Source organism: Roseateles sp. Mitsp63 (assembly GCF_059491535.1).
In genome coordinates this window covers 3,237,077-3,254,627 of sequence record NZ_CP168509.1, presented here as the reverse complement: position 1 = coordinate 3,254,627, position 17,551 = coordinate 3,237,077, and the positions used below count along the sequence as shown (strand labels likewise).

Genomic DNA, 17,551 nt, shown 5'->3' with positions numbered 1-17,551 from the left:
CCGCCCCCCGGCCCTTTCAAGCCATGATCCCTAGGAACTGGTGAATACCTAGCCCCCGAACAAACGCTGATAGAGATCCGCCGCCCGGGTCTTCTGCTCGGCCGGCATCTCGATCACGCGGCCCCACTCGCGCCTGGTCTCGCCGGGCCACTTGTTGGTCGCGTCCAACCCCATCTTCCCGCCCAGGCCCGACACCGGCGACGCGAAGTCCAGGTAGTCGATCGGGGTGGACTCGACCAGCGTCGTGTCCCGCGCCGGATCCATCCGGGTCGTGATCGCCCAGATCACGTCCTGCCAGCTGCGGATGTCCACGTCCTCGTCCACGATCACGATGAACTTCGTGTACATGAACTGGCGCAGGTAGCTCCACAAGCCGAACATCAGCCGCTTCGCGTGTCCCGGATAGGCCTTCCTGATCGAGATCACCGCCATCCGGTAGCTGCAGCCTTCGGGCGGCAGATAGAAGTCGGCGATCTCCGGGAACTGCTTCTGCAGGATGGGGACGAACACCTCGTTCAGCGCCACGCCGAGCACGGCCGGCTCGTCCGGCGGCTTGCCGGTGTAGGTGGAGTGATAGATCGCGCCGTCGCGCTGGGTGATGCGGTTCACCTCGAACACGGGGAACCAGTCCTGCTCGTTGTAATAGCCGGTGTGGTCGCCGTAAGGCCCTTCCAGCGCGTGCAGGTAGCCGCCCTTCTCCTTCAGCGGGATGCCGTCCTCGCTGTGGCCGGTGAAGCCGGGGGCGGCGGGCGGGATGTGGCCCTCGAGCACGATCTCCGACGTCGCCGGCACCTGCAGCATCCGGCCGGACTCCCCGACCTGGGTGTCGGCCACCTCCGTTCGCGAGCCGCGCAGCAAGCCGGCGAACTGGTACTCGGACAGCGAGTCCGGCACCGGCGTCACCGCGCCCAGCGTCGTCGCCGGATCCGCCCCCAGCGCCACCGCGATCGGGAACGGCTGTCCCGGATTCGCGATCGCGAAGTCGCGGAAATCCAGGGCGCCGCCGCGATGCGCCAGCCAGCGCATGATCAGCTGCCGCTTTCCGATCAGCTGCTGGCGGTAGATGCCCAGGTTCTGGCGCAGCCGCGGGTTGGGGATAGCCTGCGGTCCCCGCGTGACCACCAGGCCCCAGGTCAGCAGCGGACCGGCGTCGCCGGGCCAGCAGGTCTGGATCGGCAGGCGCTTGAGGTCGACGTCGGCGCCCTCGAACACCTGCTCCTGGCAGACCGGCCGCTTCACCAGCGCCGGCTTCATGTCCCACAGCGCCTTGCCCATCTGCGCCAGCTTGCCGACGTCGCGCAGCCCGCGCGGCGGCTCCGGCTCCTTCAGGGTCGCCAGCAGCTGGCCAACCTCCCTCAATTGGGTGGTCGACTCGGCGCCCATGCCCAGCGCCACCCGTCTGGGGGTGCCGAACAGGTTCGCCAGCACCGGCATCGCATGGCCGGCCGGCCGCTCGAACAGCAGCGCCGGGCCCTCCGCCCGGAGCACCAGGTCGCTCAGCGCCGTCATCTCCAGCACCGGGGACACCGGCTCGGCCACGCGCCGCAGCTCCCCCATGCCCTCCAAAGCGCCCACAAAGTCACGCAGATCTCGGTACTTCATAACCAATAGTTGTTTAGAACAAGCCCTATGCGGTTGACGGGTTATTTTTGATCCATAGAATCGCGCCCTGCCCTGGACCCCCAGGGTTATCCCGGTCTTCGCTGTGGGACGCGAAGCCGGTCCGCTGCCAATGGACGCTGGATCGCCGTCCGTCGCGCCAAGCGCCCGGAGCCCTCTGAGAGCCCTCCGGGCCGTCGACGACGTCCGAACCGGCCCATTATCGCCACGCACTGCCCCGCGCCCGACGACGGAACTCCGCTGGAGCTCCCCGGTCGCCGCGAGGACGGACGTGGTCGGAGAAAGGAGTCGCATGACAGCGCGTTCTCAATTGCTATCCCTCCCCCGCCAGGCGCGTTCCGCCCTGGTGCTGTTCGTCAAGGACATCGGCCAGGGCCTGCTGGTCGTCAGCCACAACACGCTCGCCCTGGTGGGTTTCGCCGTGATCGCCGTCGGACTGGTCTTCGCCAGCCAGGCGGACCTGCGCCAGCAGCTGGAAGGCCAGGTGCTGGGCTGGCTCAACGCCCGTCACGAGGCGCGGGTCGAGGCCTCGGGCGACGTCCTCGCCCTGATGGCCGAACCTGAGGCGATCACCCGCGCCACCGCGGTCGATCCCAAGGAACTCACGCGCCAGCAGGCGCTGGTGGCCAACTACCTGGCGCGCCGCTACCGCGTGGCGCCGGAGCCGGTCAGCCGTCTGGTCAAGGAAGCCTGGGATGTCGGTCAGCGCGCCCGCGTCGATCCCACGCTGATCCTGTCGATCATGGCCATCGAGTCCGGCTTCAATCCGTTCGCCCAAAGCGCCGTCGGCGCCCAGGGCCTGATGCAGGTCATGACCCGCGTCCACGACGACAAGTACGAAGCCTTCGGCGGCAACCTGGCCGCGTTCGATCCGATCACCAACCTGCGCGTCGGCGTGCAGGTGCTCAAGGAATGCATCCAGCGCGCCGGCAGCCTCGAGGAAGGTCTGCGGCGCTACGTCGGCGCGGCCAACCTGCCCGATGACACCGGCTACGCCGGCCGCGTGCTGGCCGAGCAGGAACTGCTCAAGGCCGTCGTGCAGGGCCGCAACGTCAGCCCGTCGGCGCCGCGTCCGATCCGCGAGCCGGCCTCGGCACCCGCGACGACCGGCGAGCAGGTCGCGATGACCGCCGTGATGCACTGAGCGGCGCCTGCCGCTGCCGCGTCCGCGGCCGTCCCCGGAACAATGTCACGGCGCGCGCCGTGCCCCTCTCCGGTGCGGCTACACTGCACGCTTCGCGCAACTGGCGATCAGGGCGCCCTGACCGACGACATGCTGTCGCCCGGCAGGCGTCGCCCGAGGTGGGTCACCACCGGGAAGCGCGAGCGGCCGGAGAATTCCTCCGGTTGTCCGTGCCGTTCGCCTGGGCCGCCGCCGTTCCGGTTTCCGCCGCCGGGTCGCCTTGTCGACCCGCGTCCGCGAGGCCGGGCGGGCGGCGCCAACCCTTGAGCCGACATCATCATGTTTGACCGCACCCAACACACCCTCGCCACCGTCGACGCCGACATCTTCGCCGCCATCCAGCAGGAAACGAAGCGGCAGGAAGAGCACATCGAGCTGATCGCCTCGGAGAACTACACCTCTCCGGCGGTCATGGAAGCGCAAGGCAGCCAGCTGACCAACAAGTACGCCGAGGGCTATCCCGGCAAGCGCTACTACGGCGGCTGCGAGTACGTGGACATCGTCGAGCAGCTGGCGATCGACCGCCTGAAGCAGCTCTTCGGCGCCGAGTTCGCCAACGTGCAGCCCAACAGCGGCTCGCAGGCCAACCAGGGTGTGTTCTTCGCGCTGCTGCAGCCCGGCGACACCATCATGGGCATGAGCCTGGCCGAAGGCGGCCACCTGACGCACGGCATGTCGCTGAACATGAGCGGCAAGTGGTTCAACGTCATCTCCTACGGCCTGGACGCCAAGGAAGAGATCGACTACGACGCCATGGAGGCGCTGGCGCGCGAGAAGAAGCCCAAGCTGATCATCGCGGGCGCCTCGGCCTACTCGCTGCGCATCGACTTCGAGCGCTTCGGCAGGATTGCCAAGGAGATCGGCGCCTACTTCATGGTCGACATGGCGCACTACGCCGGCCTGATCGCCGCGGGCGTCTATCCGAACCCGCTGCCGCATGCCGACGTCGTGACCTCCACGACCCACAAGAGCCTGCGCGGCCCGCGCGGCGGCATCATCCTGACGAACGACGAGGCGATCGCCAAGAAGATCAACTCGGCGATCTTCCCCGGCATCCAGGGCGGCCCGCTGATGCACGTGATCGCCGGCAAGGCGGTCGCCTTCAAGGAGGCGCTGACGCCAGAGTTCAAGGCCTACCAGCAGCAGGTTGTCGCGAACGCGAAGGTGCTGGCCCAGACGCTGATCGAGCGCGGTCTGCGCATCGTGTCCGGCGGCACGGAGAGCCACGTGATGCTGGTGGACCTGCGTCCGAAGAACCTGACCGGCAAGGAAGCCGAGGCCATCCTGGGCGCGGCCCACATGACCTGCAACAAGAACGGCATCCCCAACGACCCGCAGAAGCCGATGGTGACCAGCGGCATCCGCCTGGGCACGCCGGCGATGACCACGCGCGGCTTCAAGGAGGAGCAGGTCCGCAAGACCGCGCACCTGATCGCCGACGTGCTGGACAACCCGCACGACGAGGCCAACCTGGCCAAGGTGCGCGCGCAGGTGGCCGAGCTGACCCGTCAGTTCCCGGTCTACCGCTGAGCGGAGCCGACGGCGCATGCGCTGCCCCTTCTGCGGTCACGGTGACACGCAAGTCTCGGAGACCCGGGAGTCCGACGAGGGCGACGTGGTGCGCCGGCGGCGGCGCTGCCAGTCCTGCGAGAAGCGCTTCACGACCTATGAGCGCGCGGAGATCGCGCTGCCCATGGTCGTGAAGAAGGACGGCACTCGCGCCGAGTTCGACATGGGCAAGCTGCGCGCGTCGATGACGCTGGCGCTGCGCAAGCGTCCGGTCAGCATCGAACAGATCGACGCGGCGCTGGAGCGCATCCAGGAAAAGCTGCTGAGCAGCGGCGCCCGCGAGATCCCGTCGACCAAGCTCGGCGAGCATGTGATGCGCGAACTCAAGCGCATCGACAAGGTCGCCTACGTGCGTTTCGCCTCGGTGTACCGCTCGTTCGAGGACGTCGACGAGTTCCGCCAGCTGATCCGGGACATCTGATCCGCGCCGGGCGATCGCTCCGCGGACATCTCTCCCCCAAAAGCCGGCCCCCTTCAGGTGGCCGCTTTTCCCCTCCTGAAGGCGAAGCGCGATTTCGCCGGTCTCCCTAGAGTTCTCAGCAACTCTTCCGGAGACCCGCCGTGTCCGCTTCCGTTCCGCGCCTTCCGCTCCCGCTTCCGCTCCCGCCTCGTCCGCCACATCGTTCGCGGCACCGTCCGCCGCCGCGCGGATTCAGCCTGATCGAGGCGCTGATCAGCGTCGCGCTCGTGGCCCTGCTGGCCACGATGGCCGGCCCCGACCTGCGCGACTGGCTCTGGCGGCAACGCCTGGCCAACCTGGCGCAGGCGGTCCTCGGCGACCTGCAACTCGCGCGCAGCGAGGCGATCCAGGGCGCGCGCAACGTGATCCTGCGCTTCGGCGGCGACGAGTCCGGCCTCGGCGGCAGCAGCCGCTGCTACGTGCTGCACACGGGCCCGGTGGGCGGCTGCGCCTGCCGCCTGGACGCGCCGCCCGTCTGCGACGCCGGCGCGCAGGCGATCAAGCAGGCGCGCTGGCAGCGGGCGCGAGGTCAGGCGGAGGTGGTCTCCAACGTTCCCTCGATGCTGTTCAGCGGCCGTCAGGGCACGGTGTCCGTCAGCGGCACCCTGGAGGTCCGGATGGCCGGCATCGGCACCGTGCGCCACGTCGTGCACATCACCGGCCGCGTGCGCAGCTGCTCGACCGACGGCGCGCTCACCCGCCTGCCGAGGTGCGCATGAAGACGCGGGGCTATTCATTGGTCGAGATCGTCGCCGTGCTGGCGATCCTCGCGGTGCTGGCCGCGCTGTCGCTCCCCGGTTTCCGCGCCCAGGTCCTCAAGGGGCGCCGCGGCGAGGCCCGCGATGCGCTGCATGCCGTTCAACTGGCGCAGGAACGGTTCCGTTCCCGCTCGCCGCGCTACGCCGGGACCCTCGAGGAGCTGGCCCTGGCCAGCGCGACGCGCAGCGGGCTGTACCAGTTGCGGATCGTGCAGGCGGATGCCGTCCGCCACGTGGTGGAGGCGATCGCACAAGGCAGTCAGACCGGCGACAAGTCCTGCCGCGTGCTCACCCTGCGCGTGGAGGCCGGCACCGTCCAGACGACCGGTTTCGATGACCGGGGCACCGAGCAGGCCGACGCCTGCTGGCCGCAATGAGGAGCAGCGCCATGAAGCGCCACCGCCGCCAACCCGCGCCTCGTGCCGCTCGAGGCTTCACGCTGGTCGAGCTGATGATCGGACTGGCCATCAGCCTGGCGCTGATGGCCGGCGCCTTCGCGATGGCCGGCGTGCAGTTGGGCGAGCATCATCGATTGCTGCTTGAACTGCAGGTCCAACAGGAACTGCGCGCGACCGCCGAGCTCATGCAGCGCGATCTCCGCCGCGCCGCGTTCTGGGACAGGGCGCAGGACGGCGTCTGGCACGACCCGGCCATCACGCCCGATGCGAATCCGTACGCGGACCTGTCGATCGACGATGCCGGCGCGCGTCTCACCTACAGCTATGCGCGCGACGGCAGTTCACCGAGCGGAGGCGCCGGTGGGCGGGAAGGATCGGGATTCCGCCTGGCCGAGGGCCGGATCGACCAATGGATCGCGGGCCGCTACCAGCCGCTGACCGATCCCGCCGTGATGCGGGTCACCCGGTTCGACGCGCGGGTCGGCGCACTGCCTCATCGGCTCGGAGACGCCTGCGATCCGCGATTGACCGCCCGTCTGATCGAGCTGTCGCTGGATGTCGAGGCCGCCCATGACCGCCGGGTCAGTCACCGCGTGACGCTGACCAGCCGCCTGCGCAATGACGCCTTCTCGCGAGCTTGCCCATGACGCGGCGCGTGGAACAAGGCTTCAGCACGCTGGCGATGTGCGCGGTGCTTCTTGGCGTGCTGGCGCTCGGTGCGGCCTGGGCGACGCGCCAGCTCACGACCGCGCAGCGCGTGGCCGCCAATGATTTCCGCGCGGCGCTCGCCTTCGAGGCGGCCGAGTCGGGACTCGCCTGGGCGGTCGCGATGCTCAATGGCGGAGCGATCGACGATGCCTGCCGCCCGGCCTCGGCGCCGGGCTCGAGCGCATCTCCTGGCGCTCCCTCCGCCTCCGATTTCCGCAACCGCTTCCTCGAGATCAGCATGAACGGCCACTATCGCGCGCCCTTCGACGCGGCGCCCGCGGGACTGCCGGGCTGCTCGAACGCGGAACCCCTGCGCTGGATCTGTCGCTGCGCGACGAAATCCGGCGGTGCGATGGCGGGCGCTGGCGACCCGGCGACGCCAGGGGCTGGAGCGCGCCCCCAATTCAGCGTGCGTTTCGCCGACGCCGGCTGGCCGGGCCAGGTGAAGCTCATCGCGCGCGGCTGCAGCGACCAGCGCGCGGACTGCGACGACCTGTCCGCCGGGCCCGTGGCGGTGGCGGAGTCGGCCCAGCATCTGGCGCTGCTCAGCGCGCTGCGTTCGCCGCCGGCGACGGCCCGCGTCGAAGGACCGGGCAGCTTCGTCCGCGTCTTCGGCATTCCGCCGGCCCGCTATCGCAGCCAGCCGGCCCTGGTACGCCTGCGCTGCGCTGGCGATTGCGCCGAGCCATTGGCCCAGGCGCTGGCGCGGGGTCGCCGGCTCATCTGGTTCGACGGCGACGCGCGCCTGTCGCGATGGCCCGACGCGGCGTTGAACGGTGAACCGCTGGTGTTGATCGTCGACGGTCAGCTCGACCTGTCGGCTCCCGGCCACCCACAGGGCCTGCTCTATGCCCGCGGCGGCGTCAACTGGCACCCGCCCGCCGGACTGGCGGCCTCCCTGCGCGGTGCCGTCGTGACCGATGGGGTCATCGGCCACGGCCGCTCCGTTCAAGTGATCCACGACGGCGCGGTGCTGACGCGGATCCAGCGCCAGATGGGCAGCTTCCTGCCAGTTCCGGGCGGATGGACGCCGACGCGATGATCCGCCCACCGACTCCCCGGCCACGCCAACGCGCCCGAGGCCGCGGCTTTGGCATCGTCGAAGCGCTGGTGGCGCTCGTGCTGCTGAGTCTCGGCACCGTCGGCCTCCTGTCGCTGCAGTTCCGGCTGCGGCTGGCGGCGGACGAGATCCGCCAGCAGGACCAGGCCCTGCGGCTGGCCCGCAATGAACTCGAGCGCTGGCGATGGCGTCCCGAGGCCCTGCCTCCGTCATTGACCTGGGAGGGTCCATCCGCCGCGTTTGAAATCTCCGGGCAGACCACCACGGCGGCCGAGGCGCTGGGCATCGCCCACGCCGACGCGGACGTCCAGTCCTCGCTCACGATCCGTCCAGCGCGGCTGCGCGCGCAATGGACCGATCGCACCGGACAGACCCAGTCGCTCGCGCTGGACAGCCTGCTGCCGACCAACGATCCGGCGCTCTCCGCCCTGCTGCTGCTCAGCCCGGAGGCGGCCGCTAGACTGCGCGCCATGCAAGACGCCCGACCGCCTTCCTCGCTCCGCCCCCCCGCGCCAGCCTCCCGCGACGATCACTGGATGGCCGCGGCGGTCCGGCTGGCCGAGGACGCCATTGGCCTCACCGACCCCAACCCGCGTGTCGGCTGCATCCTGGTCGACGCCCAGGACCAGGTCATCGGCCAAGGCCACACGCAGCCGGCCGGGCAGGCGCATGCGGAAGTCATGGCGCTGCGCGATGCGCAGGCCCGGGGCCGCGATGTGCGCGGCGCGACGGCCTACGTCACGCTCGAGCCCTGCGCCCACCACGGCCGCACGCCGCCGTGCTGCGACGCGCTGATCGCGGCCGGTGTCGGCCGGGTGGTCGTCGCGCTCGGCGATCCGAATCCGCTGGTCGCGGGCCAGGGATTGGCGCGCATGCGGGCCGCGGGCATTGCGACCGAAGTGCTCCCGCCCGGCCACCCGTCGGCGATCGAGGCGCGCGAACTCAACATCGGCTTCCTGACCCGGATGCGCGATGGGCGTCCCTTCGTGCGGATGAAGATCGCCGCCTCGCTGGATGGCCGCACCGCGCTGGCGAACGGTGTCAGCCAATGGATCACGGGGCCGGAAGCGCGCCGCGACGGCCACGCCTGGCGGCGCCGGGCGGGCGCGGTGCTCACCGGGATAGGCACCGCGCGCGAGGACGATCCGCGCCTGGACGTCCGCGACGTCGAGACCGTGCTGCAGCCGCGCCGGGTCTTGGTCGACTCCCGCCTGGAGCTGCCGCCAGCCGCCCGGCTGCTGGATCCGCCGGGGCAGTTGCTGATCTATCACGCGCTCCCCGAACCGGGTGAGCGCGGCGCGGCGCTCGCGGCGCGCGGCGCCGAGCTCGTCTCCGTCGCCGAACCGGCGCGGGGCAAGGTCGATCTGGCCGCGGCCATCCGCGACCTCGGGCAGCGCCAGGTCAATGAGTTGCATGTCGAGGCGGGCTACAAACTCAATGGCTCGCTGCTGCGCGCCGGCCTGGTCGACGAACTGCTGATCTATCTGGCGCCGATGCTGCTGGGCGACGGCCGCGGCATGGTGGACCTGGGGGCGCTCACCGCGCTGGACGGGGCGCCGCGCTTCCAGCTGATCGAGGCCCTGGCCGTCGGCGGCGACCTCCGCCTGCGCCTCAGACCGGCCGCGAGCGACTGAACCAGCCCCCGCCTACAATCGCGCCCATGCCTATTTCACCGATTCCCGAGCTGGTCGCCGAACTGGCGGCCGGCCGCATGGTCATCCTCGTCGACGAGGAAGACCGCGAGAACGAGGGAGACCTCGTCCTCGCCGCCGATCACGTCACGCCCGAGGCGATCAACTTCATGGCCAAGCATGGCCGCGGCCTGATCTGCCTGACGCTGACCCGCGAGCGCTGCGAGCAGCTGCAGCTGCCGCCGATGGCCACGCGCAACGGCACCAAGCACGGGACGGCATTCACCGTGTCGATCGAGGCGGCCACCGGGGTCACCACCGGCATCTCCGCCGCCGACCGCGCGCGGACCGTGCAGGCCGCGGTGGCCAAGGGCGCCGTCGCGTCGGACCTGGTCCAGCCCGGCCACATCTTCCCGCTGCAGGCGCAGGACGGCGGCGTGCTGATGCGCGCCGGCCATACCGAAGCCGGTTGCGACCTGTCGCGCATGGCCGGCCTGACGCCCGCCGGCGTGATCTGCGAGATCATGAACGACGACGGCACGATGGCCCGTCTGCCGGACCTGGAGATCTTCGCCAAGGAGCACGGCCTGAAGATCGGCACGATCGCCGACCTGATCGAGTACCGCAGCCGCAACGAGTCGATCATCCAGCGCATCGCGCAGCGGCCGCTGGAGACGCGCGAAGGCCGCTTCGAGTGCCACGTGTTCCGCGACCGCTCCAACAACGTGCACATGGCGCTGGCGCTGGGCCAGTGGCAGAAGGACCAGGACGTGCTGGTGCGGGTGCATGAGCCCTTCTCCGCGATGGACCTGCTGGATGCCGGCCGCTGCGGCCACAGCTGGCCGCTGCCGCAGGCGCTGGCCGCGATCCAGCGCGAGGGCGCCGGCGTCGCCGTGCTGCTGAACTGCGGCGAGGACGCGGACGCGCTGCTGGCCCGCCTGCAGCCGCCGTCGGCGGACGAACCCCGCCAGACGACCATGGACCTGCGCACCTACGGCGTCGGCGCGCAGATCCTGCGCGAACTCGGCGTGCACCGGATGAAGCTGCTCGGCAGCCCGCGCCGCATGCCCAGCATGACGGGCTACGGGCTCGAGGTGACTGGTTTCCAGGCCGCGCAGGCCTCCCCCAACGACTGCTGAACCCGAGGACCGCATGCAAGGATCTGACAAGGGTCAGTCGACCCGGCTGGACGGACGCGGACTGCGCGTCGGCATCGTCCAGGCTCGCTTCAACGACGCGCTGACGACGGCGCTGGCCAAGGCCTGCCTGGCCGAGCTCGGCCGCCTTGGCGTCCAGGAGGCGGACATCCGCCACGTGACCGTGCCGGGCGCGCTGGAAGTGCCGGTGGCGCTGCAGGCCATGGCGGTCAGCGGACGCTTCGACGCGCTGGTGGCGCTGGGCTGCATCATCCGCGGCGAGACCTACCACTTCGAACTGGTCGCCAACGAGAGCGGCGCGGGCGTGACGCGCCTGACGCTCGATCACCGCCTGCCGATCGCCAACGCGATCCTGACGGTGGAAAACGAGGAACAGGCCTGGGCGCGGGCCGAGGACAAGGGCCGGGATGCCGGAACCGTCGCCGTCGAGATGGCGCAGCTGCTGAAAGAACTCAAGTGAATAGCAAGGACACCTCCTCCCCCGCCGGCAAGAACGGCGGCAAGCCCGCCGCGAAGAAGGCGCCGGCCAAGTCGGCCCGCCGCCGCTCGCGCGAGCACGCGCTGCAAGGCATCTATCAATGGCTGGTGACCGGTGACGACCTCGGCGTGATCGACGCGCACACCCGCGAGCAGGACGGCTTCGAGAAGGCCGACCGCGGCCACTACGACAAGCTCTTCAACGGCGCGATCGAGGAAGCGGCCGATCTGGACGCGGTGCTGGCGCGCCATGCGGACCGCAAGACGACCGAGCTGTCGCCGATCGAGCACGCGATCCTGATGATCGGCGCGTACGAGCTGAAGAACTGCATCGACATTCCGTACAAGGTCGCGATCAACGAGGCGGTCGAGCTGGCCAAGTCCTTTGGCGGCACCGATGGGCACAAGTACGTCAACGGCGTGCTGGATCGCGCGGCGATCGACCTGCGGCCGGTCGAGGTGAAGGCCGTGCGCGGCTGAGGCCCAGGCGCGGCAGGCGCATCAGGCGCATCAGGCGCCAGACGCTTCAAGGGCCCGGGACGCTCCGTCCGCGGGCCCTTTGTCATGGCCGGGCGTCTCAGGCCGCTGGCGTGCCGAGGGGAACGCCGGGCGTCAGCAGGCGCTCCAGCAACTGCCTCACGCTGGCGATCTGGCTGCCGAACGGCAGCGCGCCGCGTCCGCGGAAGAACAGGCCCTTCGCGGTCTCGCCGCGCAGCGCCGACGCCAGCCGCTGATCGATGCAGAACTGGCCCCAGTCCTTCAGGCCGTCACGCAGGCCGCATTGGCTCAGGCAGTCGAAGGCCATGGTGCAGCGCTTCTTGAGCTGCGCGACCGACTGCAGGCGGGCCTCCGCGCCCAGATACTTCTTCAGCCAGGGCGTCATCACGGCCCGCGCGGGCAGGCCCGCGACGCTGCAGAACTCGACCAGGTCCTCGTCGCGCGCCTCGGCCAGCACCCGCTTGAACGAAGGGTGCGCGTCGCACTCCAGGGTCGCGGCGAAGGGCGTGCCGAGCTGCACCGCATCGGCGCCCAGCGACTGCAGGCGCTGGATGTCCTCGCAGCGCCGCACGCCGCCGGCCGCGATCACCGGCACCTGCCCCTCGACCCCGGCCTCGCGGATGAAGCGCCGCACCGCGGGCAGCACGGTCTCGAAATCGAAGCGGCCATCGCCGGCATCCGCGACCCGCGCCGCGCCGAGATGCCCGCCCGCGTGGCCGGGGTGCTCGATGACGACGGCCGCCGGCAGCCGCTGGCGGCGCTCCCACTTCCTCCACAGCAGCGTCACGCCGCGGGCCTCCGACAGGATGGGGATCAGGGCCGTGCGCGGATGGTCCTGCGCGAGTTCGGGCAGGTCCAGCGGCAGGCCCGCGCCCACCACCAGCGCGTCGATGCCGGACTCGAGCGCGGTCCGCACCGACGCCGCGTAATCGCTCACCGCGCGCATCACGTTGACCGCCAGCAGGCCGCGCCCTTCGGAGATCAGGCGGGCCTGCCGGATCTCGCGCGCCAGCGCCTCCTGATTGGCCTGTTCGATCACGGCCTTCTTCTCGTCGCCGTCGCGCAGCGGCTCGCTGCGGGCCATCAGGTCGGGATGATGCCGGCGCAGGTCCACCGACGCGATCGTGCCCCAGGCCCCCTGCCCCGCGACGCTGCCGGCCAGCCGGTGCGCCGAGACGCCCACGCCCATGCCTCCTTGAACGATGGGCAGCAGCTCGCGGCCGGCGAGGCGCAAGGGGCGCAATCCGGCATCGCGGACGCGGTCGAGGAGCGAAGGCATGGTCATGGTCGGGATTCCGGGGAAGACGAAAGCCCGGATGGTGGCGGCTCAGGCGCCGTTGCGCCTTGACGCCGCTCAAGCAAAGGCGATTCCGGCGGGTCGGGCTCGAAAAGCGCGCGTGCGATGACGGCCGGTCTACATGAAGAGTTCGTTAACCTGCGGGCTTCCACGCGTGGACACTCCGGTCCCACGCGCAAGGACGATTGCGGGAATGGGCCGAGGGCGATGAAGGTTCTGCTGTTGGAAGACGATCTGGAGCTGGGCAATGGCGTGCGCATCGCGCTGTCGGACCAGGGCATGGAGGTGGTGTGGGTGCGCCGCCTGTCCGATGCCGCGAGCAGCCTGGATGCCAACACCTTCGACATGGTGCTGCTCGACCTGGGCCTGCCCGATGGCGACGGCTTGGAGCTGCTGGGGCGCCTGCGGCGCCACCGCAAGAACCTGCCGGTGTTGATCCTGAGCGCGCGCGACCGCCTGCAGGACCGGCTGCGCGGCCTGGACGGCGGCGCCGACGACTACCTGGTCAAGCCCTTCGCGCTGGCGGAGCTGCTCTCGCGCGTGCGCGCGCTGGCGCGGCGCAGCTACGGCTTCGAGGAGGACCAGCTGACGCTGCGCGGCCTGGCGCTGGACGAGGCGACCCGTTCCGTGAGCGTGAACGGGCGCGAGGTCGAGCTGTCGCGCTGCGAGTTCGACCTGCTCGCGCTGCTGCTCAAGCGCATGGGCCGCGTGGTCACGCGGCGCGCGCTGGAGCAGCAGGTGCTGCCCGGCGGGCCGACCAACGAGAGCAACGCGCTCGACGTCCACATGTCCAACCTGCGCCGCAAGATCGGCAAGGGCTTCGTGCGCACGGTCCGCGGCATCGGCTACGTGGTCGACGCGCGGCAGCGCGAGGAGTCCGCGGACAGCGCGCTGGACGGCGCGCCATGAATGCCTCGATCGCGGTGAATGCCCTGAACGCCGTGCACGCCGTGGCGCGCCGGCTGAAGCGGCTCTGGTCGCTGGTGGCCTTCCCGTCGCTGGCGCGGCGGCTGGTGGTGGCGCAGATGGTGGTCCTGGTGCTGCTGTGGACGCTGCTCTTCGCCTGGGTGCTGTACGAGTCCAGCATGCGCAACGAGCTGATCGAGAGCGGTTCCATCCACGATGCCTTCATCGAAGTCGCGGAAAGCCTGCGCGACCAGCCGGCGCGGCAGCACGCCGCGCTGCTGGCGATGGATCGCGCGGTGCGCAACGAGCAGAGCGATCGCGCCGAGCGCCGCGCGCAAGGGCGTGCCACCGAGCGGGACAAGGAGGACGAGGACGCCGAGGCCGCGCTTTCGCCCAGCCTGCTGGTCTGGCAGGGCGAGACGCTGATCTACCGCACCTCGCAGGAGGCGCCGCTGCTGCGCAATTCCGCCCCTGGCGTGCTGGAAAAGCTCACCGCGCCGGATGGCCGCCGGTGGCTGGTCAAGACCTCGCGGTCGCGCCATTCCGACGTGCGCGTGACGATGATGGCGCCCGGCCTCTGGCAGATGGTCCTGACCATCCACGACCATGGGTACTACCTGCTGCCGCTGCTGGTGAGCCTGCCCTTCCTGGTGCTGCCGGCCTGGCTCACGGTGCGCGTCGCGCTGCGCCCGTGGCGCGAGGTCAGCGACGAGGTCGCCTCGCGCGGCTGGAACGACCTGGCGCCGCTGCGCTTCCAGTCGCGGCACCAGGAACTCAAGCCGCTGGCGCAGGCCATCGACACGCTGCTGCAGCGCGTGCGCGAGAGCGCGGACCGCGAGCGCAGCCTGATCGCCGACGCGGCCCACGAGCTGCGCACGCCGCTGGCGGCGATCCGCGTCAATGTCGAGGCGCTGAAGGACCAGGCCACCGATCCGCGCGAGCGCGCGCTGATGGGCAGCCTGCTGCGCAGCAACGAGCGCGCGTCGCGGCTGGTCAGCCAGCTGCTGCAGCTGATGCGCAGCGACGCCGAGAAGAGCCCGGACGCCTACGCGGTGCTGGACCTGGAGGAGCTGATCCAGGATCGCCTCGCGCTGCTGGAGACGCTGGCCGACCTGCGCGGCGTGACGCTGGAACTGGTCTCGCCGGGTCCGCAGCCGGTCTTGGCCGAGCGCGAGAGCCTGGTGTCGATGATCGACAACCTCGTCGACAACGCGATCAAGTACAGCCCGGCCGGCGGCGAGGTCGTCGTGCGGCTGTCCAGCCGCGCCGGGCGCGCGACGCTGCATGTCGACGACCAGGGCCCCGGCATTCCGCAGGCGCTGCACGCGCGCGTCTTCGACCGTTTCTTCCGCAGCCCCGACCAGGCGCAGAGCGGCAGCGGGCTGGGCCTGGCGATCGTGAAGTCGGTGGTGGAGCGCCATCTCGGCCAGGTCCGCCTGACGACGCCCGGCCCGGGCCCCGGCCTGCGCGTCGTCGTCCATCTGCCGCTGCACGGCCAGACCATCACGCAGGAGGGGCCGGGCCTGCCCGGCCCAGGCATCGCGCAGCCCGCGGCCGCCGTCTGCCCGGATCCCGTCAGGGGAAAGTGAAGTTGGTCGTGGTCGTCACGCCGGCCGCGAAGGTGATCGGTCCGGCCATCTTGACGCTGGCGCCCGAGCTGGCCTCGAGGCCGTACTTCGCCGCCGCGGCCGCGTCGGCGCCGAAGTTCAGCGCGCCCTGCGGCGCCACATAGGCCGCGACCATCGGCGCGCCGACCGGCAGCGTCAGGCGGTAGGCGCCAGTGGCCGAGTCGACGCCCTGGGCGAATATCTCGACCTTGTCGCCATTGGCCAGCGTCTGCACCGCGCGCACGCTGGCGTCGACGGGCATGGCGCCGGTGGTCACGGCGCCGGCGGCCGTGGCGCTCAGCGAGCTGCCCAGCGTCACGGGCGAACTGGCGGCGTTGAGCAGCGTCACCGTCGAGGCGGTCACCGTCAGGCCCGTGACCACGTCGGTGGCCCGGCCGGGCGCGGTGATCACCAGGTCGTAGCTGCCCGGCGCGACCGGCTGCAGGAGGAACTTGCCGGTGGCGTCGGGCGCCGTCGCCTTGATCACCACCCCGCCCTGCTGCACGGACACCATCGTGTTGCCATTGGCCAGCGACGGGTCCACGTAGCCGCTCACGCCGGAGATCAGGTTCGGCGTGACGCGCACCACCGGCTTGAGCAGGAACTTGCCGGAGTTGCCGGCGGTCACCACCGACTTGCAGGCGTCGAAGTCGAGCACGAAATCGGCCAGTTGATCGGCGGCGATCGTGATGTCGACGTTGAGCTTGAGCCCGGACTGGACCGCGCTCGGCGTGTCGAGGGCGACCTCGGTGCCGCCCGTGGGCACGACCGAATTCATCAGCGGATTGGCGCCATCGTTGGCTGCCAGCACCAGGCGCATCTGCGTGTAGTGCCCGGCCTGCAGCGGGATCTGGCCGAGCGAGGCCAGCACGCCGTTCGTCAGGCTCAGCAGGTCGACGCGCCGCGGCGTGGCGAAGCTGAGGTCGGTCCAGCCCGCGTCGGCGTCGCCGGCGGTGGCGCTCTGGTTGACGCGGATCTTCTGGATCGCCACGTTCACGTGGTCGTAGCCGCAGGCGGGCGCGTCGGTGAGCGAAAGGGCGAGCGTGCCGTTGGCGCCGGCCATGGCATCGCCGCCGCCCCCGCCGCCACAGGCGGACAGGAGCGCGAGGGTCGCGACCGAAAGGATCGCGGAAAGGGAGCGATGGAACTTCATGATGGTTTCCTTTACCGGTCGTCATTGCCGGAAAAGAGGACCCCGTGCGACCGGTCCGAAAAGCCTACGCTCCGGGCAGCGCTTCGGATAGACGCTGAAGTTCAATCAATCATCACCAGTTGCAACCGGCCCGCGGCTCCTGCGGCTGCTGCCTTTCGACTACATTGCCTCAAGGACGCACGACCGCCGCAGAGCCTGGCGTGCCCAGGGAGTTCTGCCCAAAGGCGCCTCGGCGCCCTGCTGATTCATGAACGGCAACACGCGATACCCGGATCGACGGGCGTGTCTGCGCGCGTTGACGGCGCTTCCCGCGCTGCCGGCGCTGGCGGTCCTGCCCTGCGCGTCCGCCGCGGCGCAGCCCCGCGTGCTGCGTTTCACCTTCTCACGCCGGCGCGACGATCCGCGGACCCAGTGGCTCATCGCGGTGTACCGCGAGGCGCTGGCCACGCTCGGCGTGGAGTTCGAATTCCTGGACGTGCCCGCCGGCCGCGCGCCGCTCGCGATCGAGTCCGGCGACGCGGATGGCGAGCTCGGCCGCACCTGGGGCTACGGCCAGCTCTATCCGTCGCTGGTGCGCGTGCCTGAACCGAACAACAACGTCGAGTTCGCCGTCTACGCGGCCGGTGACGCCGGTCTGACGGCGTTCCCGGGATGGCCCGCGGTGCGGTCGAGGGGGCTGGACTGCGAGCATCGCCGGGGCATCCTCGAACTCGCCGCGCTGCTGGGGCGCGAGGTCGCTCCGGCGCATGTGTCCACCGTCACGACCATCGAGCAAGGGATACGGCGGCTTCAGCTCAAGCGCATCGCGCTGTATTTCGACGTGCGGGAAGCCGTCGACGACTACCTCTCGTTCGGCGACGCGAGCCCGGAACTGCGCGCGGGCGTGGCGCCGCGCCTGCTGAAGGTCGTCGAGTCCACGACCGGCCACGCCTACCTGCATCGCCGCCACGAGGCGATCGTGCCGGCGCTGTCGGAGACGCTGCACGCGATGAAGCGCCAGGGCACGGTGGCCCGCTATCGGGAGGAAGCGCTGCAGCGCTTCCTCACCGCGCGCGGACGCTGACCGGCC

17 protein-coding genes are annotated in these 17,551 nt (G+C 70.6%); 14 read left to right on the top strand and 3 right to left on the bottom strand.

The annotated features are described in order from the left end of the window. Positions 1–48: 48 nt before the first annotated feature. On the bottom strand, positions 49–1,602 hold the full coding sequence (locus tag ACEN96_RS14405; protein ID WP_495583776.1) for a UbiD family decarboxylase domain-containing protein: 1,554 nt from the start codon (positions 1,600–1,602) through the stop codon (positions 49–51). Positions 1,603–1,912: 310 nt separating this feature from the next. On the opposite strand from ACEN96_RS14405, the gene ACEN96_RS14400 reads away from it, so the two are divergent. From ACEN96_RS14400 to nusB, 11 genes are all read left to right on the top strand, one after another. Beyond that, the gene (locus ACEN96_RS14400) at positions 1,913–2,764 is read left to right on the top strand and encodes a lytic transglycosylase domain-containing protein (protein ID WP_495583775.1); all 852 of its coding nucleotides are present in this window, start codon (positions 1,913–1,915) and stop codon (positions 2,762–2,764) included. Between the two features lie 318 nt (positions 2,765–3,082). Further along, positions 3,083–4,333 carry a serine hydroxymethyltransferase gene (gene glyA, locus ACEN96_RS14395; protein WP_495583774.1) on the top strand — a complete coding sequence of 417 codons (1,251 nt, stop codon included), beginning with the start codon at positions 3,083–3,085 and terminating at the stop codon, positions 4,331–4,333. A 16-nt stretch (positions 4,334–4,349) separates the two neighbouring features. Beyond that, the gene (gene nrdR, locus ACEN96_RS14390; protein ID WP_343641010.1) at positions 4,350–4,793 is read left to right on the top strand and encodes a transcriptional regulator NrdR; all 444 of its coding nucleotides are present in this window, start codon (positions 4,350–4,352) and stop codon (positions 4,791–4,793) included. 140 nt (positions 4,794–4,933) lie between these two features. Continuing rightward, positions 4,934–5,551, top strand: coding sequence for a GspH/FimT family pseudopilin (locus ACEN96_RS14385; RefSeq protein WP_495583773.1), 618 nt, complete (start codon positions 4,934–4,936; stop codon positions 5,549–5,551). Then, complete coding sequence (locus ACEN96_RS14380) at positions 5,548–5,967, top strand: type IV pilin protein (protein WP_495583772.1); 420 nt, start codon at positions 5,548–5,550, stop codon at positions 5,965–5,967. Before ACEN96_RS14385 ends, ACEN96_RS14380 begins: the two co-directional genes overlap by 4 nt. Before the next feature lie 11 nt (positions 5,968–5,978). Then, on the top strand, positions 5,979–6,635 hold the full coding sequence (locus ACEN96_RS14375) for a PilW family protein (RefSeq protein ID WP_495583771.1): 657 nt from the start codon (positions 5,979–5,981) through the stop codon (positions 6,633–6,635). After that, positions 6,632–7,738 (top strand): pilus assembly PilX family protein, encoded by a 1,107-nt coding sequence (locus ACEN96_RS14370; RefSeq protein ID WP_495583770.1) that lies wholly within the window; start codon positions 6,632–6,634, stop codon positions 7,736–7,738. Before ACEN96_RS14375 ends, ACEN96_RS14370 begins: the two co-directional genes overlap by 4 nt. Further along, positions 7,735–9,390, top strand: a complete 1,656-nt coding sequence (gene ribD, locus ACEN96_RS14365) for a bifunctional diaminohydroxyphosphoribosylaminopyrimidine deaminase/5-amino-6-(5-phosphoribosylamino)uracil reductase RibD (protein ID WP_495583769.1) — start codon at positions 7,735–7,737, stop codon at positions 9,388–9,390. Before ACEN96_RS14370 ends, ribD begins: the two co-directional genes overlap by 4 nt. Positions 9,391–9,416: 26 nt before the next feature. Next, positions 9,417–10,526, top strand: a complete 1,110-nt coding sequence (gene ribBA / locus ACEN96_RS14360; RefSeq protein WP_495583768.1) for a bifunctional 3,4-dihydroxy-2-butanone-4-phosphate synthase/GTP cyclohydrolase II — start codon at positions 9,417–9,419, stop codon at positions 10,524–10,526. Between the two features lie 13 nt (positions 10,527–10,539). Beyond that, positions 10,540–11,004 (top strand): 6,7-dimethyl-8-ribityllumazine synthase, encoded by a 465-nt coding sequence (ribH, locus tag ACEN96_RS14355; RefSeq protein ID WP_495583767.1) that lies wholly within the window; start codon positions 10,540–10,542, stop codon positions 11,002–11,004. Then, complete coding sequence (nusB, locus tag ACEN96_RS14350; protein WP_495583766.1) at positions 11,001–11,501, top strand: transcription antitermination factor NusB; 501 nt, start codon at positions 11,001–11,003, stop codon at positions 11,499–11,501. The genes ribH and nusB overlap by 4 nt, the downstream gene beginning before the upstream one ends. Before the next feature lie 97 nt (positions 11,502–11,598). On the opposite strand, the gene ACEN96_RS14345 is transcribed toward nusB, so the two are convergent. Then, positions 11,599–12,798, bottom strand: coding sequence for an NAD(P)H-dependent flavin oxidoreductase (locus ACEN96_RS14345; RefSeq protein ID WP_495588614.1), 1,200 nt, complete (start codon positions 12,796–12,798; stop codon positions 11,599–11,601). 225 nt (positions 12,799–13,023) lie between these two features. Here ACEN96_RS14345 and ACEN96_RS14340 point away from each other — a divergent pair, with 225 nt between their 5' ends. Continuing rightward, positions 13,024–13,725, top strand: coding sequence for a response regulator (locus ACEN96_RS14340; protein ID WP_495583765.1), 702 nt, complete (start codon positions 13,024–13,026; stop codon positions 13,723–13,725). Further along, a complete protein-coding gene (locus tag ACEN96_RS14335; RefSeq protein WP_495583764.1) occupies positions 13,722–15,311 on the top strand; it encodes a sensor histidine kinase in 1,590 nt (529 codons plus the stop codon). The genes ACEN96_RS14340 and ACEN96_RS14335 overlap by 4 nt, the downstream gene beginning before the upstream one ends. Here ACEN96_RS14335 and ACEN96_RS14330 read toward each other — a convergent pair. After that, the gene (locus ACEN96_RS14330; RefSeq protein ID WP_495583763.1) at positions 15,298–16,482 is read right to left on the bottom strand and encodes a DUF4382 domain-containing protein; all 1,185 of its coding nucleotides are present in this window, start codon (positions 16,480–16,482) and stop codon (positions 15,298–15,300) included. The genes ACEN96_RS14335 and ACEN96_RS14330 overlap by 14 nt on opposite strands. A gap of 295 nt (positions 16,483–16,777) precedes the next feature. On the opposite strand from ACEN96_RS14330, the gene ACEN96_RS14325 reads away from it, so the two are divergent. Continuing rightward, on the top strand, positions 16,778–17,545 hold the full coding sequence (locus ACEN96_RS14325; RefSeq protein WP_495583762.1) for a hypothetical protein: 768 nt from the start codon (positions 16,778–16,780) through the stop codon (positions 17,543–17,545). Positions 17,546–17,551 lie beyond the last annotated feature (6 nt).

Bases quoted from the DNA above. Each gene is read 5' to 3' on its own strand.
- ACEN96_RS14400 (WP_495583775.1), top strand. From the start codon at position 1,913: ATGACAGCGCGTTCTCAATTGCTATCCCTCCCCCGCCAGGCGCGTTCC.
- ribD (WP_495583769.1), top strand. From the start codon at position 7,735: ATGATCCGCCCACCGACTCCCCGGCCACGCCAACGCGCCCGAGGCCGC.
- ACEN96_RS14370 (WP_495583770.1), top strand. From the start codon at position 6,632: ATGACGCGGCGCGTGGAACAAGGCTTCAGCACGCTGGCGATGTGCGCG.
- ACEN96_RS14405 (WP_495583776.1), bottom strand. From the start codon at position 1,602: ATGAAGTACCGAGATCTGCGTGACTTTGTGGGCGCTTTGGAGGGCATG.
- glyA (WP_495583774.1), top strand. From the start codon at position 3,083: ATGTTTGACCGCACCCAACACACCCTCGCCACCGTCGACGCCGACATC.
- ACEN96_RS14335 (WP_495583764.1), top strand. From the start codon at position 13,722: ATGAATGCCTCGATCGCGGTGAATGCCCTGAACGCCGTGCACGCCGTG.
- ACEN96_RS14340 (WP_495583765.1), top strand. From the start codon at position 13,024: ATGAAGGTTCTGCTGTTGGAAGACGATCTGGAGCTGGGCAATGGCGTG.
- ACEN96_RS14375 (WP_495583771.1), top strand. From the start codon at position 5,979: ATGAAGCGCCACCGCCGCCAACCCGCGCCTCGTGCCGCTCGAGGCTTC.
- ACEN96_RS14330 (WP_495583763.1), bottom strand. From the start codon at position 16,482: ATGAAGTTCCATCGCTCCCTTTCCGCGATCCTTTCGGTCGCGACCCTC.
- ribH (WP_495583767.1), top strand. From the start codon at position 10,540: ATGCAAGGATCTGACAAGGGTCAGTCGACCCGGCTGGACGGACGCGGA.
- ACEN96_RS14380 (WP_495583772.1), top strand. From the start codon at position 5,548: ATGAAGACGCGGGGCTATTCATTGGTCGAGATCGTCGCCGTGCTGGCG.
- nrdR (WP_343641010.1), top strand. From the start codon at position 4,350: ATGCGCTGCCCCTTCTGCGGTCACGGTGACACGCAAGTCTCGGAGACC.
- ACEN96_RS14345 (WP_495588614.1), bottom strand. From the start codon at position 12,798: ATGCCTTCGCTCCTCGACCGCGTCCGCGATGCCGGATTGCGCCCCTTG.
- ribBA (WP_495583768.1), top strand. From the start codon at position 9,417: ATGCCTATTTCACCGATTCCCGAGCTGGTCGCCGAACTGGCGGCCGGC.